This is a genomic window from Enterobacteriaceae endosymbiont of Plateumaris rustica, from assembly GCF_012562965.1.
In the GTDB taxonomy this organism is placed as follows: Bacteria; Pseudomonadota; Gammaproteobacteria; order Enterobacterales; family Enterobacteriaceae.
On sequence record NZ_CP046228.1, the window covers coordinates 65,813 to 90,122 of the forward strand.

At 19.7% G+C, this 24,310-nt stretch carries 23 protein-coding genes, 2 tRNA genes and 1 pseudogene; 20 read left to right on the forward strand and 6 right to left on the reverse strand.

Annotated features, from left to right (window positions below; translation table 11 throughout):
- The first annotated feature begins 59 nt into the window (after positions 1 to 59).
- From rpsT to gpmA, 3 genes are read left to right on the forward strand one after another with little or no spacing between them, the layout of a single operon-like run.
- On the forward strand, positions 60 to 320 hold the full coding sequence (gene rpsT, locus GJT82_RS00325) for a 30S ribosomal protein S20 (RefSeq protein ID WP_168819102.1): 261 nt from the start codon (positions 60 to 62) through the stop codon (positions 318 to 320).
- A gap of 17 nt (positions 321 to 337) precedes the next feature.
- Positions 338 to 685, forward strand: coding sequence for an iron-sulfur cluster insertion protein ErpA (erpA, locus tag GJT82_RS00330; protein WP_168819104.1), 348 nt, complete (start codon positions 338 to 340; stop codon positions 683 to 685).
- Positions 686 to 734: 49 nt separating this feature from the next.
- Entirely contained in the window at positions 735 to 1,436 is a 702-nt protein-coding gene (gene gpmA, locus GJT82_RS00335; RefSeq protein WP_168819106.1) for a 2,3-diphosphoglycerate-dependent phosphoglycerate mutase, read from the forward strand.
- A gap of 7 nt (positions 1,437 to 1,443) precedes the next feature.
- Here the strand turns inward: gpmA and pta are convergent, their stop codons facing one another.
- Both pta and GJT82_RS00345 read right to left on the reverse strand, forming a co-directional pair.
- A complete protein-coding gene (gene pta / locus GJT82_RS00340; protein ID WP_168819108.1) occupies positions 1,444 to 3,570 on the reverse strand; it encodes a phosphate acetyltransferase in 2,127 nt (708 codons plus the stop codon).
- A 48-nt stretch (positions 3,571 to 3,618) separates the two neighbouring features.
- On the reverse strand, positions 3,619 to 4,824 hold the full coding sequence (locus tag GJT82_RS00345) for an acetate kinase (RefSeq protein ID WP_168819110.1): 1,206 nt from the start codon (positions 4,822 to 4,824) through the stop codon (positions 3,619 to 3,621).
- A gap of 295 nt (positions 4,825 to 5,119) precedes the next feature.
- Here GJT82_RS00345 and GJT82_RS00350 point away from each other — a divergent pair.
- Both GJT82_RS00350 and GJT82_RS00355 read left to right on the forward strand, forming a co-directional pair.
- Positions 5,120 to 5,190 (forward strand) — tRNA-Cys (locus GJT82_RS00350).
- 13 nt (positions 5,191 to 5,203) lie between these two features.
- Positions 5,204 to 5,293 (forward strand) — tRNA-Leu (locus GJT82_RS00355).
- A 27-nt stretch (positions 5,294 to 5,320) separates the two neighbouring features.
- On the opposite strand, the gene GJT82_RS00360 is transcribed toward GJT82_RS00355, so the two are convergent.
- Both GJT82_RS00360 and truA read right to left on the reverse strand, forming a co-directional pair.
- Positions 5,321 to 5,785 (reverse strand): CvpA family protein, encoded by a 465-nt coding sequence (locus GJT82_RS00360; RefSeq protein WP_168819112.1) that lies wholly within the window; start codon positions 5,783 to 5,785, stop codon positions 5,321 to 5,323.
- Between the two features lie 227 nt (positions 5,786 to 6,012).
- The gene (gene truA, locus GJT82_RS00365) at positions 6,013 to 6,840 is read right to left on the reverse strand and encodes a tRNA pseudouridine(38-40) synthase TruA (protein ID WP_246225637.1); all 828 of its coding nucleotides are present in this window, start codon (positions 6,838 to 6,840) and stop codon (positions 6,013 to 6,015) included.
- Positions 6,841 to 7,003: 163 nt separating this feature from the next.
- Here truA and GJT82_RS00370 point away from each other — a divergent pair, with 163 nt between their 5' ends.
- Genes GJT82_RS00370 through lipA form a run of 3 tightly spaced genes read left to right on the forward strand, consistent with a single transcriptional unit; the run spans position 7,004 to position 9,834 of the window.
- Positions 7,004 to 8,224: a serine hydrolase gene (locus GJT82_RS00370; RefSeq protein ID WP_168819114.1), complete on the forward strand. Its 1,221-nt coding sequence runs from the start codon at positions 7,004 to 7,006 to the stop codon at positions 8,222 to 8,224.
- 46 nt (positions 8,225 to 8,270) lie between these two features.
- Positions 8,271 to 8,915, forward strand: coding sequence for a lipoyl(octanoyl) transferase LipB (gene lipB, locus GJT82_RS00375; protein WP_168819116.1), 645 nt, complete (start codon positions 8,271 to 8,273; stop codon positions 8,913 to 8,915).
- A gap of 52 nt (positions 8,916 to 8,967) precedes the next feature.
- Positions 8,968 to 9,834, forward strand: a complete 867-nt coding sequence (gene lipA / locus GJT82_RS00380; protein WP_168819118.1) for a lipoyl synthase — start codon at positions 8,968 to 8,970, stop codon at positions 9,832 to 9,834.
- A 178-nt stretch (positions 9,835 to 10,012) separates the two neighbouring features.
- Here the strand turns inward: lipA and cspE are convergent, their stop codons facing one another.
- A complete protein-coding gene (gene cspE / locus GJT82_RS00385) occupies positions 10,013 to 10,222 on the reverse strand; it encodes a transcription antiterminator/RNA stability regulator CspE (RefSeq protein ID WP_168820002.1) in 210 nt (69 codons plus the stop codon).
- 195 nt (positions 10,223 to 10,417) lie between these two features.
- On the opposite strand from cspE, the gene GJT82_RS00390 reads away from it, so the two are divergent.
- From GJT82_RS00390 to GJT82_RS00400, 3 genes are all read left to right on the forward strand, one after another.
- Complete coding sequence (locus GJT82_RS00390; RefSeq protein WP_168819120.1) at positions 10,418 to 11,200, forward strand: enoyl-ACP reductase FabI; 783 nt, start codon at positions 10,418 to 10,420, stop codon at positions 11,198 to 11,200.
- A 139-nt stretch (positions 11,201 to 11,339) separates the two neighbouring features.
- Positions 11,340 to 12,878 (forward strand): Re/Si-specific NAD(P)(+) transhydrogenase subunit alpha, encoded by a 1,539-nt coding sequence (locus GJT82_RS00395; RefSeq protein ID WP_168819122.1) that lies wholly within the window; start codon positions 11,340 to 11,342, stop codon positions 12,876 to 12,878.
- A 13-nt stretch (positions 12,879 to 12,891) separates the two neighbouring features.
- A complete protein-coding gene (locus GJT82_RS00400; protein ID WP_168819124.1) occupies positions 12,892 to 14,283 on the forward strand; it encodes an NAD(P)(+) transhydrogenase (Re/Si-specific) subunit beta in 1,392 nt (463 codons plus the stop codon).
- Positions 14,284 to 14,807: 524 nt separating this feature from the next.
- Here the strand turns inward: GJT82_RS00400 and rne are convergent.
- Positions 14,808 to 16,331, reverse strand: a pseudogene (gene rne / locus GJT82_RS00405) (ribonuclease E); the annotation flags it as partial.
- A 308-nt stretch (positions 16,332 to 16,639) separates the two neighbouring features.
- Between rne and GJT82_RS00410 the strand changes: the two are divergent.
- From GJT82_RS00410 to GJT82_RS00450, 9 genes are all read left to right on the forward strand, one after another.
- Entirely contained in the window at positions 16,640 to 17,587 is a 948-nt protein-coding gene (locus GJT82_RS00410) for an RluA family pseudouridine synthase (protein ID WP_168819129.1), read from the forward strand.
- An 86-nt stretch (positions 17,588 to 17,673) separates the two neighbouring features.
- Positions 17,674 to 17,844 carry a 50S ribosomal protein L32 gene (gene rpmF, locus GJT82_RS00415; RefSeq protein WP_168819131.1) on the forward strand — a complete coding sequence of 57 codons (171 nt, stop codon included), beginning with the start codon at positions 17,674 to 17,676 and terminating at the stop codon, positions 17,842 to 17,844.
- A gap of 92 nt (positions 17,845 to 17,936) precedes the next feature.
- A complete protein-coding gene (fabD, locus tag GJT82_RS00420) occupies positions 17,937 to 18,884 on the forward strand; it encodes an ACP S-malonyltransferase (RefSeq protein WP_281348981.1) in 948 nt (315 codons plus the stop codon).
- On the forward strand, positions 18,881 to 19,618 hold the full coding sequence (locus GJT82_RS00425; protein ID WP_168819133.1) for a beta-ketoacyl-ACP reductase: 738 nt from the start codon (positions 18,881 to 18,883) through the stop codon (positions 19,616 to 19,618). Before fabD ends, GJT82_RS00425 begins: the two co-directional genes overlap by 4 nt.
- Positions 19,619 to 19,765: 147 nt before the next feature.
- On the forward strand, positions 19,766 to 20,005 hold the full coding sequence (gene acpP, locus GJT82_RS00430; RefSeq protein WP_168819135.1) for an acyl carrier protein: 240 nt from the start codon (positions 19,766 to 19,768) through the stop codon (positions 20,003 to 20,005).
- Positions 20,006 to 20,085: 80 nt separating this feature from the next.
- Positions 20,086 to 21,324, forward strand: coding sequence for a beta-ketoacyl-ACP synthase II (gene fabF, locus GJT82_RS00435; RefSeq protein ID WP_168819137.1), 1,239 nt, complete (start codon positions 20,086 to 20,088; stop codon positions 21,322 to 21,324).
- Between the two features lie 57 nt (positions 21,325 to 21,381).
- Positions 21,382 to 22,401 carry a DNA polymerase III subunit delta' C-terminal domain-containing protein gene (locus GJT82_RS00440; RefSeq protein ID WP_168819140.1) on the forward strand — a complete coding sequence of 340 codons (1,020 nt, stop codon included), beginning with the start codon at positions 21,382 to 21,384 and terminating at the stop codon, positions 22,399 to 22,401.
- Positions 22,402 to 22,448: 47 nt separating this feature from the next.
- On the forward strand, positions 22,449 to 23,915 hold the full coding sequence (ptsG, locus tag GJT82_RS00445; RefSeq protein WP_168819142.1) for a PTS glucose transporter subunit IIBC: 1,467 nt from the start codon (positions 22,449 to 22,451) through the stop codon (positions 23,913 to 23,915).
- Between the two features lie 20 nt (positions 23,916 to 23,935).
- Positions 23,936 to 24,283: an HIT domain-containing protein gene (locus GJT82_RS00450; protein WP_168819144.1), complete on the forward strand. Its 348-nt coding sequence runs from the start codon at positions 23,936 to 23,938 to the stop codon at positions 24,281 to 24,283.
- Positions 24,284 to 24,310: the final 27 nt, after the last annotated feature.

Consider the following 24,310-nt stretch of genomic DNA (forward strand, 5'->3'; position numbering starts at 1 on the left):
TAAATAAAATATTAATAATCAGAATAAAAATTAAATTTATTATTATTAAAGAGAAGAAAATGGCTAATATTAAATCATCTAAAAAAAGAGCAATTAAATCTGAAAAACAAAGAAAATATAATATGAGTTATCGTTCAATGTTACGTACTTATATAAAAAAAGTAAATAATGCGTTATTAACAAAAAATAAAGAATTAATACAAATAGCATTTAAACAAATGCAATCTGTTATTGATAAACAAGTAAGTCGAGGTTTAATACATAAAAATAAAGCTTCACGTCATAAATCAAGATTATATTTTAAAATGAATAATATTTAAAATTTATTATTATAATTATGAAAAATAATTTAATAAATACACCAATAAAAATTACAAAAAGAGCTATTAATAAAATTAAATGTCTTATTATAAAAAAAAATAATAAAAAAATAAAATTTAGAATCTTTATAATAGGAGGAGGATGTAATGGATTTAAATATGAATTTATTTTAGATAAAAAAATTAATAAAAAAGATATAATAATAAAATTATTAGAATTTTCTATTATAATTGATCCAATTAGTATTCAATATTTATTTGGAAGTATAATTGATTATATTGAAAATATCGAAGGATCAAAATTTATTGTTCGTAATCCAAAAGCTAAAACAACTTGTAATTGTGGTTTTTCTTTTGATATTTAATATATAAATTTTATAAAATATTTAAATAATTTTAAATAAAAGGTGATTTATGTCTAATATAAAATTAGTATTACTTCGTCATGGTCAAAGTCAATGGAATAAAGAAAATCTTTTTACTGGATGGTATGATATTGGATTATCTGAAGAAGGAATAATTGAAGCAGAACAAGCTGGAAAAATTTTAAAAAATTATAATTTTAAATTTGATTATGCTTATACTTCTGTTTTAAAAAGATCCATACACACTTTGTGGTTAATTTTAACTGAATTAGATCAAATGTGGATACCAGTTAAAAAAACATGGAAATTAAATGAAAGACATTATGGTGCATTACAGGGAATGAATAAAAATCAAATAACTGAAAAATATGGAAAAAAACAAGTTCATAAATGGAGACGTAGTTTTGATATTAATCCTCCATCTTTAACTATAGAAGATCATCGATATCCAAGATATGATTCTAAATATTCTAAATTAGAAGATTATGAATTACCATTAACAGAAAGTTTATCAATTACTTTAAAAAGGGTAATAGATATATGGGAAAATGATATTTTATATAAAGTAAAAAATGGAGAACGTATTATTATAGTTGCTCACGGTAATTCTTTACGTGCATTAATAAAATATATAGAAAATATTAGTGATAACGATATAGTTAATTTAAATATACCTACTGGAATTCCAATTATTTATGAATTTAATGAAAATATAAAATTTAAAAAAAGATATTTTTTAAAAAATATATAATATTAATTTATATTTTATTTATTGATTGAATAGATGTTACGACTATAGTATAAATAATATCTTCAACCGAAGAACCTCTAGAAAGATCATTAACTGGTTTATTTATACCTTGTAATATTGGTCCTATAGATATTATTTCTGAAGATCTTTGAACTGCTTTGTAAGTAATATTACCTGTATTAAGATCAGGAAAAATAATAACATTAGCTTTACCAGCAACTAAAGAATTAGGAGCTTTATATTTAGCAATATTTTTTATTACAGCTGCATCATATTGTAATGGTCCATCTATGATTAAATCAGGACATTTATTTTGAACAATTTTAGTTGCTTGAAATACAAGATCAACATCTTTTCCAGTAGAAGAATTACCTGTAGAATATGATATCATTGCAATTTTAGGCTTAATATTAAATAATATAGCAGATTTAGCAGATTGAATAGCTATTTCAGCTAATTGTTCAGCATTAGGATTTGGATTAATAGCACAATCACCATAAATTAAAACTCCTTGTTTAAGTAACATAAAAAATATAGATGATATTAAAGAATATTTAGGTATAGTTTTAATTATTTGTAATGCAGGTCTAATTGTATTAGCAGTTGTATGATTGACACCAGAAACAATACCATCTACTTCACCTAATTTAAGCATTATAGTAGCTAAAAACATATCATTTTTTAATAAATTTTCAGCAAAAACTTTATCTATAATACCTTTATATTTTTTCATATTAATAACAAATTGAATATAATTTTTTCTAATATGATTAGGATCAATAATATTAATTCTTTTATTTAAAACAATATTATGTAATTTTGCTATATTTTTTATTTCTTTAGATTTACCTAATAATATAAAATTAGCAATTTTTTTATTTGCGCATATAGATACTGCTTTTATAATACGTAATTCATTACCTTCAGGTAACAATATAGATTTATTAACTTTTTGTGCTTTTTTAATTATATTATATTTAAAAATATATGGTGATATATAATCATTATTTATATTTTCTTTAAAATTTTTATAAAAAATAATTTTATTTATATATTTTAATATATAATTTTTAATTTTATTAATTAATAATTTATCTTGTATTGGAAAATAATTTTTATGAAATTTTTGTAATTTAGAATATATTTTCCAAATATTTAAATTTATATTTAAAATTGTAATTTTATTTATTTTACTTAAGTAAATTAAATTATTAATAATGGCACTATTATTTTTTTCTTCATATTCTGTAAATAAAATTGCAGTAATAATATTACCATTAATAATTATTTGATATAAACATTTTAATAAGTTTGTATTTTTAGCAGAAATAATAATTAAAGATTTAAAAAAATATTTTTTATATACAATATTATCATCAACAAAAATAGTAGATCTAATTTTACAAGTATTAATAATATTAATTATATTACAATTTAAATATTCACATATTTCTATTATATTAATTTTAAATATATTAGATATATGACCCCATGGAATATATACAAAAGGTAAATTTGTTATTAATAAATTAGATTTAATATCATTTATTTTTTTTCCTATATTATTTTTTTTTAATGTATTATAACAATAAAAAAATGGATTATGATTTTCCTGAAAAGATTTTTGTATAATATAATATGCATTATGTAATTGTTTTTTATTTAAAAATTTTTTAAAAATAGAATAAATTTTTGATTTAATTTCTTCAAAAGTATTTTTTTTAAATATTGATGTAACAAAAATTATATCTGCATTAAAAATTTTAGCTATTTCACAATTTAAATTAAATAAAAACTCATATTCTGTAAATGTAGGTATTAATCCTTCTATTAAAACAACATCATTTTTTACTATATTAGAATAATAATTTTTAATAATATTATCTATAATATCATTATATTTAAAATTATTATCTAAAATTTTAATTTTTAATGATTTTATACATTCTATATTAGAATGTTTTATCAAAATTTTTTTTGTATAGTCAAAAATATTATTTTCTATTTGAGAAATAGGTTTAAAAAATTTACATTTAACATATTTTATTTGTAAATTATGAATTAATCCTAAATTAATACTTGTAAAAAAATTAACATCAATATTTACAGGTATAGATATAACAATTCTTGACATAATTATATACTCCTTTAATTAAATATTTATTTAAATTATATAAAAAATTTAGTTATTAATAAGAATAAATGTATCTTGTGCAATTAATAATTCTTCATTTGTTGGTATTACTAATATTGGTATACTATTATTATTATTAATTAATCCTGTTTTTCCATGTTTTATATTTATATTTAATTTTTTATTAATATTCATACCTAATATTTTTAATTTTTTTATTGTTAATTCTCTAATTAAAATACTATTTTCTCCTATACCGCCTGTAAAAATAATAGCATCTAGTTTATTATTCATTAATATAGTATAAGAAGCTATATATTTTGATAAACGATGGACAAATATTTTTACCGCATTTTCAATATTTTTATTTTTTAAATAATTATTTTCAATATATCTAAAATCACTAGTTATATTTGTTAATCCTAACATACCTGATTTATTAGTTAATGTATTTTCAATTAAATTAATATTCATTTTTAATTTTTTATTCATATAAAAAATAATAGCAGGGTCAATATCTCCACACCGAGTTCCCATAATTAATCCTTCTAATGGAGTTAATCCCATAGAAGTATCTATACTTTTACCATTACAAATAGCTGTTACAGATGATCCATTACCTAAATGACAAGTAATACAATTAAAATTATCAATTGATTTATTTAATAATTTAGAACCTTCTTTAGAAACATATTTATGACTTGTTCCATGTGCTCCATAACGACGAATTTTATATTTTTTATAAAAATATAATGGTAATCCATATAAATATGATTCTTTAGGTATTGTTTGATGAAAAGAAGTATCAAAAACTGCAATTTGTTTTTTTCTTAAATGTGGAAAAGATTTTATTGCTTCTTTTATACCAATCAATTGAATTGGATTATGTAATGGTGCAAATATAGATGCTTTTTTTATTCCTTTCATAACATTATCTGTAATAATTACAGATTGTGTAAATTTTTCTCCTCCATGTACAATTCGATGTCCAATAGCAATAATATTTTCAAACAATTCTGGATACATAATTAAAATTTTATTAGCTAAAAAATTTAATGCTATTCCATGAGAACTTTTTTTTGTTAAAAAAAATTTTTCTTCAGAATTATCTATTCTCCATTTAATATAAGCTTTTATATCATTAAAATATTCTGCAATACCAGATAATAAAGTTTTTTTATTAATAGGATTAATTATAGCAAATTTTAAAGAAGAACTACCACAATTAATTACAAGTATTAATTTAATTGACATAAATATCCTCATAAATATTTATAAAAAAATAAAATATTCATTATAATATTATTTTTAATAAATTAAAAATTTATAATTAATATATAATTATTTTATATAAATTAATATTTTATAAAGTTTTTTATAAATTTTTTATTTTATTTAAATAAAAAAAGACTTAATTATTTTATAATTTATAAAAAAATTTTCATTTTTATAAAATTATAATAATTTATTTATTGCAATATTCATAAATATTGTTTTATAATCTCTATAAATTATTAAAAAAAATTTTTGTTTATAATGATAAATATATGGCGCATTGGCAGAATGGTTATGCAGAGGACTGCAAATCCTTTCATTTCGGTTCAATTCCGGAATGCGCCTTTTTTTTTATAATGCCCAGATGGTGAAACTGGTAGACACAAGGGACTTAAAATCCCTCGACATATATATTGTTGTGCGGGTTCAAGTCCCGCTCTGGGTACCAATTTATATTTATTACAAATCATTTATTTTATAAATAATTTATTTTATATTTTTTTAAAATATTATCAAAATTATACATTAATTGCGGTTTATCTTTTAAGAGATTTTTATAATAATCACGATTAGAATAATTTAACAAATATAAAAATATTAAACTTATTATAATTCCTTTAAATATACCAAAAAATAAACCAAGAATTTTATTTATTATGTTAAAAAAAGATTTGTGTATTTTTTTATTAACATAATAATTAATAGTATAACCAATCGTTAATATTATTATAAATAGTATAAACATAGAAATAGTTTTTTTTAATAATAAATTATCAATACCATATATCTTTTCAGATAAATAATGATAATATTTTTTAGATAAATAATATGCAAAAAACCAAGTAAATATTAATAATATTTCTTGAAAAAAACCTTTAAAATAACTAACTAAAGATGAAAAAATAATTATCATTATAAGAAAATAATCAATCCAATACATATTTATTTTTGTGTGAAACCTCAATGTTAAATTATAAAAATTTTATTTTTATTAATTAAATATTTTAAATTTATTATATCTAAATTTAGATAACTTAAATATAATTTTTCATTATTTTTTCATATGTTTTAATTAATTATTAATTTAATATTTTTAATAAAATGTAATTTTAAAAAAAAAGTATAAATTAAATAAATTTATATTTATATTTTTATATAAAAATATTTTTATAAATTATATGGAAAATTTAAATAATTAGAATATGGTATATTAAATTTTTTTGGATATTCAACTTTTATTAAAAATAATCCATCAGGTTTTACTGTAACTGATGCTTTAGTTCTATCTTTTTTTTTTAATAATTCTAATAACCATATTTCTTTTTTTATGTTTGATCCTATTTCTAATAAACAACCTACTATATTACGAATCATATGATAAACAAAGGAATTAGCTTTAATATCAATAATTATATAATTATTATTTTTTTTTATTTTTAGATGAATTATTCTTCTATAAGAACTATTAGATTGGCATTTTACTGATCTAAAAGAAGTTAGATCATTTTCTCCTATTAAATATTTTGCAGCTTTATTCATTTTTATAATATCTAAATTATGTTGATATTGAGTAACTAATTTATTTAAAATTCCAGAACGATATTTATTATTATATATTATATAATAATATTTACGAGATATAGCACTAAATCTTGCATGAAATTCTTTCATTACAGGAACAATCCAATTAACTACTATATCTTTTGGTAATAAACTATTTACACCTAATATCCAAGATTTTATTTTACGTATAGTATTAGTTTCAAAATGAATAACTTGACCTATACTATGAGCACCTATATCAGTTCTACTAGCACAAAAAGTTTTTATATTATGATTAGCAATTATAGATATTGCATTTTCTATATGTTGTTGTATAGTATTTGGATATTTTTTTTGTTTTTGCCAACCGTGGTAATTACTACCATTATATTCAATTCCTATTGCAAATTTAAATTTTTTTTTAATATTAAATTGATAATTATCTGTTAACAAATTTAAATTCCTTTATTTATAATATTAGATAAATCTATTAATATTTTATTTCTATTTTAGAAAAAATTATATAAAATATATATTTTAAAAATACTTAAATAATAAAAAATTATATTTATTTTAAAATTAACGATATCATTCTAAATATAGAGTTTAACATATAATGAAATTAATAAATTATTGTATTAAATATTATTATAAAATATTAATTAACTTAGTATTAATTATTCCATGTATGATGTATCCTTATATATCTTATAGTCATAAAAATATTTTTGAAATTGTATCTAAACCTGATTTAAAAGCTAAATCATATATTTTAATTGATTATTCATCTGGTTTAGTATTAGCTGAAAAAAATGCTGATATTCATCATAATCCTGCTAGTTTAGCAAAAGTAATGACTAGTTATGTGATAGAAAAAGCTATTAAATTAGGTAAAATTCATCGTAATGATATAATTACTATAAGTAAAAATGCTTATTATTCAGGTAATTTATTATTTAATAGATCATCTTTAATGTTTTTAAAATATGGTGAACGTGTTTCTGTTAAAAATTTAATTAAAGGTATCATATTACAATCAGGTAATGATGCTTGTGTTGCAATGGCTGAATATATATCTGGTAATCAAGATAATTTTGTTAATTTAATGAATTTTTATTCAAAAAAAATAGGATTAACAAATACATTTTTTAAAAATGTACATGGATTAGATGAATTAGAACAATATACTTCTGCTAGAGATATGGCTATTTTAGGTATAGTTTTAATAAGAGATTTTCCTCAAGAATATATTTTATATAAAGAAAAAGAATTTACTTTTAATAAAATTCACCAAATAAATCGTAATTTATTATTATGGGATAAATTTCTAAATGTAGATGGTATTAAAACTGGACATACTAATATTGCTGGTTATAATTTAATAGTTTCTGCTAAAAAATATAATATGAGACTTTTAGCAGTTATTTTAGGAGAAACTTCTGAAAAAAATCGTACATTAGAAAGTAAAATATTACTCAATTGGGGATTTAAAAATTTTAAAACAATAAATCCATTAATAAAATATAAAAAATTTGGTTCTCTTCCAGTTTTTTTTGGAAAAAATAATTCTTTGTCTATCGGAGTTAATAAAAATGTATATTTAACTATTATAAAAAGTCAAGAAAAAAATTTACAAATAGTATATTTTGTTAATTATAATAAAATAATAGCACCTATACATAAATATCAAATATTAGGAAGTATTAATTTTATGATTAATAATCATATATTAAAAAGTTATCCATTAATATCTTTACAAGAAGTTCCTAGAGGAAATATTTTTATTTGTATTTTTGATTATATTAGATTATTATTAAGTAATTGGTTAGATCAATAATATTTCAATAATTATATTTTATATCAAATCAATATTAATATTAATTATGTATAATTATAAAAATAATTTATTTATACGTTATTTAGGTATAGAACCATGGATTTTAACATATAAAAAAATGAATGATTTTACTCAACAACGTAATAATTCTACATTAGATGAAATTTGGATGGTAGAACATACACCAGTTTTTACACAAGGAAGAACTTCTAAAAAAGAAGATATTCTATATTTCAATCATAAAATACCTATATTTTATAGTAATAGAGGTGGAAAAATTACATATCATGCACCTGGACAACAATTAATGTATGTATTAATTAATTTAAAAAAACGTAATATTAATATACGTTCCTTAGTATTAATTTTAGAAAAGACTATAATAAATATTTTATTTTACATAGGAATAAAAGCAGATAAATTATTATATAATTATAATCCTGGTGTATATGTTTATAATAAAAAAATCGCGTCAATAGGATTAAAAATATCTAGAGGATATTCATTACATGGTATTGCTATAAATGTCGATATGGATTTATTACCTTTTTCTTATATTAATCCATGTGGTTTAAGTCAATTAAAAATGATTCAAATAAAAGATTTAATTCCTAGTGTTAAAATATCAATAATAAAAAATTTGATAATTAATGAATTTATGAAATTATTAAAAAAAAATAGTAAAATATAATTAATTTCATATTTAAAATTTAAATTCTATTTATAAATAATTAATAAATAATATGAAACATCCTTTTTTAAAAAAACCTGATTGGATAAAAATTAAATTTTCTGAAAAAGATATTAATAAAGTTAAAAAAATTAAATCTATTATTAAAAAAAATAAATTACATTCTGTTTGTGAAGAAGCATCTTGTCCTAATATCATAGAATGTTTTAGCAAAAAACAAGTAACTTTTATAATTTTAGGAAATATATGTACTAGAAATTGTCTATATTGTAATGTTATTAATGGGAGACCATTAATTATTGATAATAATGAAGCATTAAATTTAGCTAATACTATTTATAAAATGAAATTAAAGTATGTAGTGATTACTTCTGTAAATAGAGATGATTTACATGATGGAGGAGCTAAACAATTTTCTACATGTATAAAATTAATACGTAAAAAAAATCCTAATATTAAAATAGAAATTTTAGTTCCTGATTTTAAAAATTGTATTCACAAAGCTTTAAAAATTATTAAAAAAACACTTCCTGATGTTTTTAATCATAATATAGAGACTGTAGAACGCTTATTTAAAATAATAAGACCTTCTGGAAATTATCAAAAATCATTAATATTATTAAATCAATTTAAAAAAAATTTTCCTAACATTATAACAAAATCAGGATTAATGTTAGGTTTTGGAGAAACTAATGAAGAGTTATTTAATACTTTACATGATTTAAAATTTAATGGAGTTGATATTATTACAATAGGACAATATTTACAACCAACTAAAAAACATATTGCTGTTAAAAAATATATTAGTACATTAGAATTTAATGAAATAAGAAAAAAAGCTATTAATATGGGGTTTAAAACAGTAGTATGTGGTCCTTTTGTACGTTCTTCTTATAATGCTCAAGATTATTTTTGTTAAAATATTTTATGCCTCTGAATAATTTAAAATCTTTTTATAACATTTTTTAAAACAAAATTTTCATTATTAAAAAAATTTCTGATATATTTTGTTTTGTTAATAAATATTAAAAATCAAAAATTTAAACTCTCAGAGGCAACAGGATATATAAAACTTTCTAAAATACTAATAATATAATTTAAATAGCAATTACATTAGCAGCAGAAGGACCTTTGGCTCCGTTAGTGATTTCGAATTCTACTTTTTGACCTTCAGTTAATGTTTTAAATCCATTGCTTTGAATAGCAGAAAAATGTACAAAAACATCTTTACTACCATCTTCAGGAGTAATGAAACCAAAACCTTTAGATTCATTAAACCACTTAACGTTACCTTTAATCTTGGACATCAATTGTTACCTTTAAATAAAAATAGACACTGAAGTGTGTCAATCAAAGTACATCAATTAATAATTCATTTGTCTAGTGAAACAAATCAAAAAAGTGAGAAATGTCGAATTTTTTAAAATATTTTTTTAAAATATTTTATTTTTATTTATTTTTTACATATAAAATATTTTTAATTTAAAAAGGTATAATTTTTTATGAAATTATTATTAGGAAAAAAAATACTAATTACAGGTATAATAAACCAATTTTCTATAGCATATGGAATAGCTAAAGCTATGTATAATAATAAGGCAGAGTTAATTTTTACATATCAAAAAAAAAAAAATAAAGAAAAAATAGAAAAATTAGTAAAAAATATGACAAATTATCCAATAATTAAATGTGATGTATCTAAAGATAATGATATAAAATCTTTATTTATTAAAATATCTAAATTTTGGAAAAAATTTAATGGGTTTATACATTCTATTGCTTTTGCTCCAAAAAATGAATTAACAGGAAGTTTTATTAAAAATACATCAAGGAAAGGATTTCAAATAGCTCATAATATTAGTTCATATAGTTTAACAGCTATGGTTAAAGAATGTAAAAATATGTTATATCCTAAATCTTCAATAGTTTCTTTATCATATTTAGGTTCTAATAGAGTAATATCTAATTATAATGTAATGGGATTAGCAAAAGCATCATTAGAAGCTAATATTCGTTATATAGCATATGACATTGGTAAAGAAAATATCAGAATTAATGGAATATCTTCTTCTCCTATAAAAACTTTAGCTTCATCAGGAATTAATGATTTTAATAATATAATAAAATATTATAATAAAATGACTCCACTATCATATAAGATTACAATAAATGATATTGGTAATGTTGCTGTATTTTTATGTTCTGATTTATCATGTGGTATTACTGGAGAAATAATTAATGTAGATGGAGGATTTAATATTATAGGTATTAATAAAAACTTTTAATTTTATTAAAATAATTTATTTAAATATAAATTTGATAATATTTTTAATAAATGATAATTTTTATATTTAAAAAAATTTTTTCATATAATGAATAAAATAAATTTATAAATTAAATTTTATATAAAATAAGGAATTAATAATGATAATTGGCATACCAAAAGAAAAATTATTAAATGAAACAAGAGTAGCTATTACTCCTATATCAGCTAAAAAATTAATAAAATTAGGATTTACTATTTTTATTGAAAAATGTGCAGGAAAAAATGCTTATTTTCAAGATAAAGATTATATTAATATAGGTGCAAAAATTGTTAATAATAATGAAGTTTGGAATACTGATATTATAATAAAAATTAATCCTCCTGATACAGAAGAAATTAAATTATTAAAAAATAATAGTATATTAATTAGTTTTATTTTTCCTGCAAAAAATTCTCTTTTATTAGAAAAATTAGCAATTAAAAATATTACAACTATATCTATGGATTCAGTACCTAGAATTTCTAGAGCACAATCTGTAGATGCTTTAAGTTCTATGAGTAATTTAATTGGATATAGAAGTATTATAGAATCAGCTTATTTATTTGGTAGATCACTTAATGGACAAATTACAGCTGCAGGTAAAAATCCATCAGCAAAAATAATAGTAATAGGTGCTGGAGTTGCTGGATTATCTGCTATTGCAACGGCAAGAAGTTTAGGAGCAACAGTTAAAGCTTTTGATACTAGAAAAGAAGTAAAAGAACAAATTAATAGTATGGGTGCTATGTTTCTTCAATTTAAAAAAGAATCTAATAATATAGATTATTACAAATCTTCTCATTTAAACCAAATAAACTCAGAAATTAAACTTTTATCAAATTATATAAAAGAAACAGATATTATTATTACTACTGCATTAATACCAGGTAAAAAAGCTCCTATTTTAATTAATAAAGAAATGATTCAAAATATGAAACCTGGAAGTATAATTTTTGATTTAGCAGCTGATAATGGTGGTAATTGTATATTAACTCAAAAAAATAAAATTGTTATAACTTCAAATAATATAAAGATAATAGGTTATATTAACTTACTTAATAAAATGCCTATACAAGCTTCTCAATTATATAGTAATAATATTATAAATTTAATAAAATTATTATCTAAAAATGGTAAAAAATTAAATATTGATTTCAAAGATGAAATTATACGTAATATGACAGTTACTTATGATAAAAAAATTATTTGGCCTGCACCTTTACCTAAAGAAAAAAAATTTGAACAAAGTTTAAAAAATTCATATAATTTTAAAAAAGATAAAAATATAAAAAATAAAAAAGAAAATGTTTTTTTAAAATATATAAAACAATATTTTTTTATAATTTTAAGTTTATTTTTTATTTATATTATAAAATTTATTCCTAAACAAACAATACCTCATTTTATAATATTTTTATTATCTTGTATAATAGGTTACTATGTTGTATGGAATGTTAGTCATAAATTACATACTCCTTTAATGTCAGTAACTAATGCAATTTCAGGTATTATTATTATAGGTGCTATATCTCAAATTAATAATAATAATATATTAATAACTTCGTTATCATTTTTGGGAATATTAGTATCTAGTATAAATATTTTTGGTGGATTAACTATAACTCAACGTATGTTAAAAATGTTTAATAAAAATTAAGAGGTATTAATAGATGTTTGATGGACTAGCAATAGTTATATATACTATATCTTCAATATTATTTATATTTAGTCTTGCAAGTCTTTCTCAAAAAGAAACCTCTCAAAAAGGTATTTTTTTTGCTATAAGTGGTATGATTATTGCAGTAATAACTACTATTTTACAATCACAATTTAATAATATTAGTTATATATTAATAGCGATTATCTTAGGAGGTATTATTGGTATAAATATATCTAAAAAAATAGATATGACAAAAATGCCTCAATTAATTGCTATATTACATAGTTTTGTAGGTTTAACTGCAATTTTTGTAGGATTAAATAGTTATTTAGCAATCTATTATAATGTAAATAAAATACATGATTGTATAAAATTAATAGAAATATTTATTAGTATTTTTATAGGTTCTATTACTTTTATAGGATCTATTATTGCATTTGGTAAATTATCAGGAATAATTACACCAAAAGCTTATAATTTTAAATTTAAAAAATTAATAAATATTATTACATTATTTATTTCTATTTTATTAATGTTAATATTTGTACAAACAAAATATATTTTTGTACAAATTTTATCATTAATATTTATGATACATATTTCATTAATATTTGGTTTATATTTAATAATTAGTATAGGTGGTGCTGATATGCCTGTAGTAATTTCAATGCTGAATTCATATTCAGGTTGGGCTGCTGCAGCTTCTGGATTTATGTTAAATAATGATTTACTTATTATTACTGGAGCATTAGTTGGTTCTTCCGGAGCAATATTATCATATTTAATGTGTAAGGGTATGAATAGATCATTTCTTAATGTAATATTTGGAGGATTAGAAAGTAAAAAAAGTAATAATATTATTGAAAATGATATTGAAAAACAATATAAAAAAATTTCTATAAAGGAAACAGTAGAAATTTTAAAAGAATCAAGTAATGTTATCATAATTCCTGGATATGGAATGGCTGTAGCACAAGCTCAACATTCTATTTCAGAAATGGTAAAAAAATTAAATTTTTATAATATTAAAGTAAGATTTGCTATTCATCCAGTAGCAGGAAGATTACCAGGACATATGAATGTTTTATTAGCTGAAGCAAATATTCCTTATGAAATAATATTAGAAATGGATGAAATTAATAAAGATTTTTTTAATACTGATACTGTTTTAGTTATAGGAGCTAATGATACTGTTAATCCATCTGCTCAAGAAGATAAAAATAGTCCAATTTCAGGTATGCCTATATTAGAAGCATGGAAAGCAAAAAATATTATTATTTTTAAAAGAAGTATGAATTATGGATATTCTGGTATTACAAATCCTTTATTTTATAAAAATAATAGTTATATGTTATTTGGAGATGCAAAAGAAACAATTAATAAAATTTTAACAATACTTTAATAAAATATTTATAGTTGATTCTAGATGATAATAAAATAAATTACTAGAATCAACTTTTAAAAAATTCATAAATTAATATTACTAAAAATAATTTTATATTTTAATATTTTTAAATAAAAAAATTAAAAATTTTATTAAAAATAAAACAATTTTTAGAAAAAAATATTATAAAATTAATTTTTTTAAATAATTAAAATTTTTTTAAATTTATTTTTTATTTGATAAAAAGATTAATAAATAAAACTTATAATTTAAATAAATTTTATTAAAAAAAACTTCAATCTTTTGAAAATAATTTTTTGTATAAAATAAATTATTTTTTTAATAAGATTTAATTTAATATTATTAAATTTATGATTAAAATTTTTTTTTATAATATTATTAATTTTTGAAAAAAAAACAAAATTTTTATTCTTTTTAATAATTTTATTTTGATTTTTAATTGTTAATTCTTTATTTTGAATTAAATATTTTTTGAAGAATGAATATAAATATTTATTATGGTAAAATTTATAATTTAAATTATAAATTTTTATTATAGAATTATTAATATTTTTCTTATCTTCTCCATGACAAATACGTAAAATAGAATAATTAGGAGTATTTATTTGATCATTTGGAATAATAAAAGTTCGTATACCATTTTTTCTATTTTCAATAGTATTAATAAATTTTCTTTTTTGATTTAATAAATATGAAGCTATTTTTACAGGAACTATTACATATATTTCTTTAGTATTATCTTTTAATGCTTCCTCTTCAATTAATCTTAAAATTGATAAAGATAATGATTTATTATTTCTTATAGTTCCATTTCCTATACATCTAGGACAAATAAAGTGATTTAATTCTCTTAAAGATGAATTAATCCTTTGACGAGACATTTCTAATAATCCAAATTTTGATATATGATTCATTTGTATTTTAGCTTTATCTTGATTTACTTTATTTCTTAAACGTTGTTCAACAGCTCTTTGGTGTTCTAAAGAAGACATATCAATAAAATCAATAACAATTAAACCACCTATATCACGTAATCTTAATTGTCTTGCAATTTCATCAGTTGCTTCTAAATTAATATTAAAAGCTGTTTCTTCAATATTTATTCCTTTAGTTGCTTTAGCAGAATTTACATCAACTGATGTAAGTGCTTCAGTTGTATCAATAACTATTGATCCACCAGAAAATAAATTTACTTTTCTTTGGAATATAGTTTCTATTTGTGATTCTATTTTATAATAACTAAATAATGGTATTTTACCAGAATATAGTTTGATTTTATGATTAAAATCAGATCTTCCTAATAAATTAATATATTTTTTAGCTAATTTTAATATTTCTGGATTGTCTATAAGAATTTCATTAATATCTGTACAAAGATAATCTCTAAATGATCTCATAATTACATTACTTTCTTGATGTATTAAAAATGGTGCTGGCTTACTATTAGCTATTTTATTAATTAATTTCCAATGCTTTAATCTAAATTGTAAATCATATTCTAATTCTTGATTATTTTTACCTAATCCTGCAGTACGTATTATTAAACCCATATCTTTAGGTAATTTTAATGATAATAAAATTTTTTTTAATTCATTTCTTTTCTCACCTTCAATTCTTTTTGAAATTCCTCCTACTTTAGGATTATTAGGCATTAAAACTAAATATGTTCCTGCTAAACTTATAAATGTAGTTAATGATGCTCCCTTATTTCCTCTTTCTTCTTTATTAATTTGTACGATTAATTCTTTTCCTTCATATAAATATTTTTTAATATTTTTTTTTTTTAAAATAATTTTATTTAAATTATTAGTAATATATTCATTAGCAATTTCTTTAAAAGGTAAAAATCCATGTTTACTAGTACCATAATCTACAAAAACAGCTTCTAAACTTTGTTCAATATGAGAAATTTTTCCTTTATATATATTAGATTTTTTTTGTTTATAATTATTATTAGATATATCTAAATTATATAATTTTTGTCCATCAATTATAGCTATACGCAATTCCTCGTGTTGAGTGGCATTTATTAACATTCTTTTCATTATAACTTACTCATTATTTTTATATAAAATTTATCATTTTATTAAAATTATTTAATTATATAAAATATAGTATTTATTTTAGAAAAGGATTACTAAAATAATTTATTAATATTTTTAATAAAAAAATATTAAATATTATTTTTATATGTTATTCTTAATAAAATGGTTTTTTTGTATGTTTTATTTATTAAATAGTAAAAATATAATAAATAATCTTAATTATTCATTCTAACATAAAAATATACTATTCAAATAATTATTTTTATTAATAAATAGTTATTATTATTTATATGGATTTTCAAAATTTTATGTATAAAAAAATAAATAATCAATTAATAATACCTAATTATATAGATTTACAAAGAGTTGATAATTTTTTAATTACAAAATTTAAAAATATTCCTAAAAGTTTTATTTATAGAATTTTAAGACAAGGAAAAATAAGAGTTAATAAAAAAAAAGTAAAACCAAATTTTAAAATAAAATCACAAGATATACTACAATTTCCTTTAATATATATAAAAAATATTCAAAAAAATAAAATATTACTTAATAAAAAGAAAATTGATTTTTTTAAAAAAATGATTTTGTTTGAAGATAAATATATTTTTGCAATAAATAAACCTTCAGGAATTGCTGTTCATGGAGGTAGTGGTATAAATTTTGGTATTATTGAAAATTTTCGTATTATATTTACAAAAATTAAATTTTTAGAATTAGTACATAGAATAGATAAAGAAACTTCTGGTATATTATTAATCGCAAAAAAAAGATCAATATTAAAAATATTACATAAACAATTCCGCGAAAATAATATTTTAAAAAATTATATAGCTTTAGTTAAAGGAAATTATACTAAAAATAATTACGGTTTTATAAAAAGTTTTTTATTAAAAAAAAACAATAATAATAAAATTAAAGTAATAACACATAGTACATTAGGTAAATATTCAGAAACAAAATTTAAAATTATAAAATATTACAAATTTATGATGTTATTAAACATAACACCTTTAACAGGACGTACTCATCAAATTAGAGTACATATGTCTCATATCGGTCATCCTATTGCTTATGATCAACGTTATGGAGATATTAATTTTAATTTAAATTTAAAAAAAAAAATAGGTTTAAATAGATTATTTTTACATGCACAAAAAATAAAATTTATGCATCCAATAACAAATAAAAAAATTTGTATTTATGCTCCATTAAATAATGAATTAAATAATTGTTTATTAAAATTAAATTATTAATTGTACAAGTATTTTTTATTGAATATCATAATATTTAAATATATAATTTATATATTATCTATATATAAAAAATAAAGGAATAGTATATGGCTGTACAAAAAAGTAAAAAATCTAGATCTAAAAGAGGTATGCGTCGTTCTCATAACTCATTATCTGAAAATAAAATTTTATTATTTGATAAAAAATCAGGAAAAAAACATTTATACCATAATATGACATCGAATGGTTTTTATAAAGGTAAAAAAATATTAAATTAATAATTTTATTTTTAACATAATTATTAAAGGAGTGTTGATTTGACAATCAATAGTAATACATATATTCAATATAAAAAAAAAAAATAGCAGCTATTTTTCCTGGTCAGGGATGTCAATTTGTTGGAATGTTATTAGATTTGTATTATAACCATACAATCATTCAAAAAATTTTTCAAAAAGCATCTAATATTTTAGAATATGATTTATGGAATTTAATCCAAAAAGGTCCTTTAAAAAAACTAAATATAACTTATTATACTCAACCTGCTATATTAATATCATCTTTTGCAATATATAAATTATGGATACAAAAAAATAATATAATTCCTAATATTATGGCTGGTCACAGTTTAGGTGAATATACAGCTATGTTATGTAGTAAAGTTATTAGTTTTCATGATGCTATTCGATTAGTTCATTATAGAGGTAAATTAATGCAAGAAATATCTTTTTCTTTAAAAGAAAATAATATTGATGGGTATTTTATGCAAGCAATTTTAGGATTAGATAAGATTTTAATTCAAAAAATTTGTAAACAAGAATCAAAAAATAATATAGTTAATATATCTAGTTATAATACATATAATCAAGTAATAATTAGTGGTAACAAAAATGCTATATTAAGAGTTGTTAATATATGTAAATCATTAGGTGCTTATAGCATACCATTAAAAATTAATATACCTTCACATTGTTTATTAATGAAACCAATAGTAAAAAAATTTAAAAATTTTTTAAATAATATTACGTTCAATTATCCTAAAATTCCTATTGTGAATACTCTTAATATAAAATGTGAAACATCTCTAAAAAAAATTAAATATAATTTAATACATCAACTATATAATCCAATAAATTGGATTGAATGTATAAAATATATATCTAATAAAAATATAAATAATTTATTAGAATTTGGACCAAAAAATATACTTGCAAAAATGACTAAAAAAATTTTTAATAATTTAGATGTTATTTCAATAAATAATTCTAAAACATTATCTATTGCATTAAAAAAATATAATTATATGAGAATAATATGAATTTAAAAGGAAAATTAGCTTTAGTTACAGGTGCTAGTAGAGGTATAGGATATTACATTTCTAATACTTTAGCATATTATGGAGCTAATGTAATTGGAACATCTACAAGTATTCATGGTGTAAAAATTATTAATAAATATTTAGATAAAAAAGGTATTGGTTTAGTATTAAATTTAATAAGTAATTCTTCATCTATTAAAAAATTTTTAAAAAATATTCGTTATAAATTTGGAAATATAGATATATTAGTAAATAATGCTGCTATTATTTCTGATAATCTTCTTATAAATATGAAGGAATATGAATGGAATAATGTTTTAATGACTAATTTAACTTCTGTTTTTAAATTATCAAAAGAAGTTATACGTTATATGTTAAAAAAATCATTTGGACGTATTATTACTATAGGTTCTGTGATAGGTTCTATAGGTAATATAGGACAAGTTAATTATGCAACATCAAAATCAGGTTTAATGGGATTTAGTAAATCTTTAGCTTTAGAAGTAGCACATAAAGGAATTACTGTTAATATTGTATCACCTGGATTTATTGAAACTGATATGACTTTTAAAATTTCAAAACATATAAAAAATAATATTTTATCAAAAATACCTTTTAAACGTTTTGGTAAACCACAAGAAATAGCTGATGTTGTAGCATTTTTAGCTTCTGATAAAGCATCTTATATTACAGGTGAAACAATACATGTTAATGGTGGTTTGTATATGTCTTAAAATAATATTTATTATATAAATTAATATTAAATTTTTTTAAAATTAAAATTTTATTTTTAATAAAAATATTAATAAGTAATTAATTTTTTCAAAGTTAAATAAATAGCGAATCATCGCATAAATTAGTTTTATAGGAAATTTAATAGTATGAGTAGTTCCACAGAAAAACGTATTAAGAAAATTATTAGTGAACAACTCGGTATTAAACAAGAAAATATTGTTAATACTGATGTTTTTACAAAAGATTTAGGAGCAGATTCCCTTGATACTGTTGAGCTAGTCATGGCTCTAGAAGAAGAGTTTGATACTGAAATTTCAGATGAAAATGCTGAAAAAATTACTACTGTTCAAGAAGCAATAAATTATTTTAATAATTTTAAAAATTAAATAATCATCAAAAGGATGAATTAAAATATTAAATTCATCCTTTGATATAATTTAATAAAAAATAATTTTATAATAAAAATATGTTAAAACGTAGAGTTGTTGTTACTGGAATGGGTCTTATTACACCCACTGGAAATACACTAAAAACTAGTTGGAATAATGTTATTAATGGAAATAGTGGTATTGATTTAATTAGTGATTTTGATACAAATCAATATACTACTAAATTTGCAGGATTAATAAAAAATTTTTCTTATAAAAATTTTATTTTAAGTAAAAAAATACGTAATATGGACTTATTTATCCAATATGGAATAGTTGCTTCTAAACAAGCAATACAAGATTCTGGAATAATTGTCAATGAAAAAAATGCTCATAGATTTGGTGCTGCAATAGGTTCTGGAATGGGAGGTATGGGTTTAATGGAAAAAAATTATTATTTATTATATAATAAAGGTCCAAATAAAATAACTCCTTTTTTTATTCCTTCTACAATGATTAATATGATAACAGGAAATATTACTATTGATTATGGTTTTAAAGGACCTACTATATCTATAAGTAGTGCTTGTAGTTCTGCTATGCAAAATATTGGAATAGCATCACGAATAATAGCTTATAATGATGCTGATGTAATGTTAGCAGGTGGTTCAGAAAAAGCAATAACTCCTTTAGGTTTAGGTGGATTTTGTGCAACAAGAGGATTATCCAAAAGAAATAATAATCCTAAAGCAGCTAGTCGTCCTTGGGATAAAGATAGGGATGGATTTGTTTTAAGTGATGGAGCTGGAATATTAGTTTTAGAAGAATATAATCATGCTAAAAAACGCAATGCAAATATTTATGCTGAAATAGTAGGATTTGGTATGAGTAATGATGCTTATCATATTACTTCACCATCTAAATATGGTGAAGGGGCTATTTTAGCTATGTTTAATGCATTAAAAGATGCAAAAATTGATTATAGTCAAATTAAATATATTAATGCTCATGGAACATCAACTATATTAGGTGATATTGCAGAAGTTCATGCTATTAAATATATTTTTAAAAATAGTTTAAATTTATTTGTAAGTTCTACTAAATCAGTAACTGGTCATTTATTAGGTGCTTCTGGTGCTGTAGAATCTATTTATTCAATTTTATCTTTAAGAGATCAAATAGTTCCTCCTACTATTAATTTAAATAATGCTGATAAAGATTTCGATTTAGATTTTGTTCCTAACATTGCACGTGATGTATATAACATGAAATATGTATTATGTAATTCTTTTGGTTTTGGAGGAACGAACGCATCATTAATTTTAAAAAAAATATAATTAAAACTAAATTTTTGCAAATAAAAAATTACGAAAAATTAGGAATTATAAATAATAATGTCACATTACAAAATAATATCATTATGTTATCCTTGGTTACATAATTACTATAAAACAATATTATACCAATTTCTAAAAAATAGAAGTTATCATGCTTTTATTTTTTGTTCAATAAATGGTATAGGTACAATAGATTTAATTTATGCATTAATTAAATGGATTTTATGTATAAATAAAAATCATTTAAACAGTTGTGAAAAATGTACAAGTTGTATTTTAATAAAATCAGGTAATCATCCTGATTTATATATTATAAAAAAAAACTATGATAATATATCTATAAATATAGATACTATTAGAAATATTATTAATAATATTTCTAATAATTCTTATTATAGTCAAGGTAAAATAATATGGTTACCATATGCCAAACAATTAAATAATTCATCTAGTAATGCAATTTTAAAAATTCTTGAAGAACCTCCTAAAAATACTTGGTTTTTTATGCAGTGTTATCATAAAAATGATTTATTACCTACAATATATAGTCGTTGTCAAATATGGTATATTCATCCTCCATCTGAAAATGATGGATTATATTGGTTAAAAAAAAAATTAAATAATTTTTATGAAAAAAAAACAATATTAGCTGCATTACGTATATGTAATTACTCTCCGATTAATGCATATAAAATACTAAATAATTCCTTATGGTTAGAAAGAAAAAATTTATATGAAATTTTTATTTCAGCAATAAAATATGATATATTATATTTATTAAAAATATTAAATAATAAAAATATTTTATTATATTTAAATTGGTTATATTTAATATTAATAGATGTAATAAAATATCAATTAAAAATTAATAAAAACTTTTTTTATAATGTAGATCAATATAACTTAATTTCAATAATATCAAATTTAATCAAATTAAATAATATATTTTTAATTATAGATGATTTATTATATTATCGTAATTGTTTAATTAATATTAATAATATTAATCAAAAATTGATTTTAGTTAGATTTTTGTTATCATTAGAAAAAAAATTAATTATTATAAATAATAATTAATTTTTTTTAATATATTTATAAAAATAAATAAAAATCAGGATTTTATAATGTTTAATAATACGTTTGCTAACTTACAAAAAGTGGGTAAATCTTTAATGTTACCAGTTTCAGTATTACCTATTGCTGGCATATTATTAGGTATTGGATCTGCTAATTTTTACTGGTTACCAAAAGTTATTTCTAATATTATGGAAAAAACAGGAGGATCTGTTTTTTCTAATATGCCATTAATTTTTGCTATAGGAATTGCTTTAGGTTTTACAAAAAATAATGGTGTATCTGCATTAGCATCTGTTATTTCATATGGTATTTTAACTAAAACTGTAGAAGTAATTATTCCACTATTATTACATAATATACCATATGATATAATATTAAAAAAACATCTTATGGATACTGGAGTATTAGGTGGAATTATATCAGGATCTATAGCAGCATACATGTTTAATAAATTTCATAAAATTGAATTAGTAGAATATCTTGGTTTTTTTTCTGGAAAACGTTTTGTTCCTATTATTTCTGGTTTAACATCAATTTTTGTTGGAGTTTTATTATCTTTTATATGGTTACCTTTAGGTAAAATTATTCAATGTTTTTCACATTGGGCAGCCTATCAAAATCCAATACTTGCTTTTGGAATATATGGAATTATAGAAAGAACTTTATTACCTTTTGGGTTACATCATATTTGGAATGTTCCATTTCAAATGGAAATTGGATCATTTACTAATAATATAACAAAACAAATATATCACGGAGATATTGCTAGATATATATCAGGAGATCCAACTGCAGGTAAATTAGCAGGTGGTTTTTTATTTAAAATGTATGGATTACCAGCAGCTGCAATTGCAATATGGCATACATCTAAAAAAGAAAATAAAAATAAAATAGGTAGTTTAATGTTATCTGCTGCATTAACTTCTTTTTTTACAGGAATTACAGAACCAATAGAATTTTCTTTTATGTATATAGAACCAATTTTATATGTCATACATATAATTTTAGCTGGATTATCTTTTCCTATTTGTATTTTTTTAGGTATGAGAAATGGAACAAGTTTTTCTCATGGTTTAATTGATTTTATCATATTAAGTGGACATGGTAGTAAAATATGGTTATTTCCAATAATAGGAAGCTTTTATGCTATAATATATTATTCTATCTTCAGATTTTTAATAATTAAATGGAATTTAAGAACTCCAGGTAGAGAAATATTAAATATTTCATCAAATATTAATAATAATATAATAAAAGAAAAAATAGGGTATATTGAACAATTAGTGAATGCTTTTGGTGGTAAAAAAAATATTTTAAATTTAGATGCTTGTATTACCAGATTACGTGTAAGTGTTATAAACATTAATAAAGTTAATCGAAAAAAATTAATAGATTTAGGAGCAATGGGTGTTATTATATCTGGTAACGGTGTACAAGCTGTTTTTGGAACTAAATCTGATAATTTAAAAACAAAAATGGATATTTTCATAGAAAATAAATATTCATCTAATTAATTTATAATTAATATAAAAAAATGAAAAATAATAATATTTTTGAAAAAATAATATTACACAAAACTTCAACAAAAATTTTATATCAAGATAATTTAGTAACTGCATTTCATGATCTTTATCCAAAAAGTCCAGTACATATTTTAATTATACCAAATAATTTTATAGCTACTTTAAATGACATAAATAAAACACATGAATTAACTTTAGGTAGAATGTTACTAGTAGCTTCAAAAATAGCAAAAAAAAAATGTATAGATAAAAATGGTTATAGAATAGTTATTAATTGTAATAGACATGGTTGTCAAGAAATATTTTATTTACATATACATCTTTTAGGAGGAAGACAAGGAATTAAAGAATATTACTAATATAAATTAAAATTTAAAATAATTGTA

Excerpts from the sequence above, each read along its gene's own strand:
- rpsT (WP_168819102.1), top strand. The coding sequence starts at position 60 with ATGGCTAATATTAAATCATCTAAAAAAAGAGCAATTAAATCTGAAAAA.
- erpA (WP_168819104.1), top strand. The coding sequence starts at position 338 with ATGAAAAATAATTTAATAAATACACCAATAAAAATTACAAAAAGAGCT.
- gpmA (WP_168819106.1), top strand. The coding sequence starts at position 735 with ATGTCTAATATAAAATTAGTATTACTTCGTCATGGTCAAAGTCAATGG.
- pta (WP_168819108.1), bottom strand. The coding sequence starts at position 3,570 with ATGTCAAGAATTGTTATATCTATACCTGTAAATATTGATGTTAATTTT.
- GJT82_RS00345 (WP_168819110.1), bottom strand. The coding sequence starts at position 4,824 with ATGTCAATTAAATTAATACTTGTAATTAATTGTGGTAGTTCTTCTTTA.
- GJT82_RS00360 (WP_168819112.1), bottom strand. The coding sequence starts at position 5,785 with ATGTATTGGATTGATTATTTTCTTATAATGATAATTATTTTTTCATCT.
- GJT82_RS00370 (WP_168819114.1), top strand. The coding sequence starts at position 7,004 with ATGAAATTAATAAATTATTGTATTAAATATTATTATAAAATATTAATT.
- lipB (WP_168819116.1), top strand. The coding sequence starts at position 8,271 with ATGTATAATTATAAAAATAATTTATTTATACGTTATTTAGGTATAGAA.
- lipA (WP_168819118.1), top strand. The coding sequence starts at position 8,968 with ATGAAACATCCTTTTTTAAAAAAACCTGATTGGATAAAAATTAAATTT.
- cspE (WP_168820002.1), bottom strand. The coding sequence starts at position 10,222 with ATGTCCAAGATTAAAGGTAACGTTAAGTGGTTTAATGAATCTAAAGGT.
- GJT82_RS00390 (WP_168819120.1), top strand. The coding sequence starts at position 10,418 with ATGAAATTATTATTAGGAAAAAAAATACTAATTACAGGTATAATAAAC.
- GJT82_RS00395 (WP_168819122.1), top strand. The coding sequence starts at position 11,340 with ATGATAATTGGCATACCAAAAGAAAAATTATTAAATGAAACAAGAGTA.
- GJT82_RS00400 (WP_168819124.1), top strand. The coding sequence starts at position 12,892 with ATGTTTGATGGACTAGCAATAGTTATATATACTATATCTTCAATATTA.
- GJT82_RS00410 (WP_168819129.1), top strand. The coding sequence starts at position 16,640 with ATGTATAAAAAAATAAATAATCAATTAATAATACCTAATTATATAGAT.
- rpmF (WP_168819131.1), top strand. The coding sequence starts at position 17,674 with ATGGCTGTACAAAAAAGTAAAAAATCTAGATCTAAAAGAGGTATGCGT.
- GJT82_RS00425 (WP_168819133.1), top strand. The coding sequence starts at position 18,881 with ATGAATTTAAAAGGAAAATTAGCTTTAGTTACAGGTGCTAGTAGAGGT.
- acpP (WP_168819135.1), top strand. The coding sequence starts at position 19,766 with ATGAGTAGTTCCACAGAAAAACGTATTAAGAAAATTATTAGTGAACAA.
- fabF (WP_168819137.1), top strand. The coding sequence starts at position 20,086 with ATGTTAAAACGTAGAGTTGTTGTTACTGGAATGGGTCTTATTACACCC.
- GJT82_RS00440 (WP_168819140.1), top strand. The coding sequence starts at position 21,382 with ATGTCACATTACAAAATAATATCATTATGTTATCCTTGGTTACATAAT.
- ptsG (WP_168819142.1), top strand. The coding sequence starts at position 22,449 with ATGTTTAATAATACGTTTGCTAACTTACAAAAAGTGGGTAAATCTTTA.
- GJT82_RS00450 (WP_168819144.1), top strand. The coding sequence starts at position 23,936 with ATGAAAAATAATAATATTTTTGAAAAAATAATATTACACAAAACTTCA.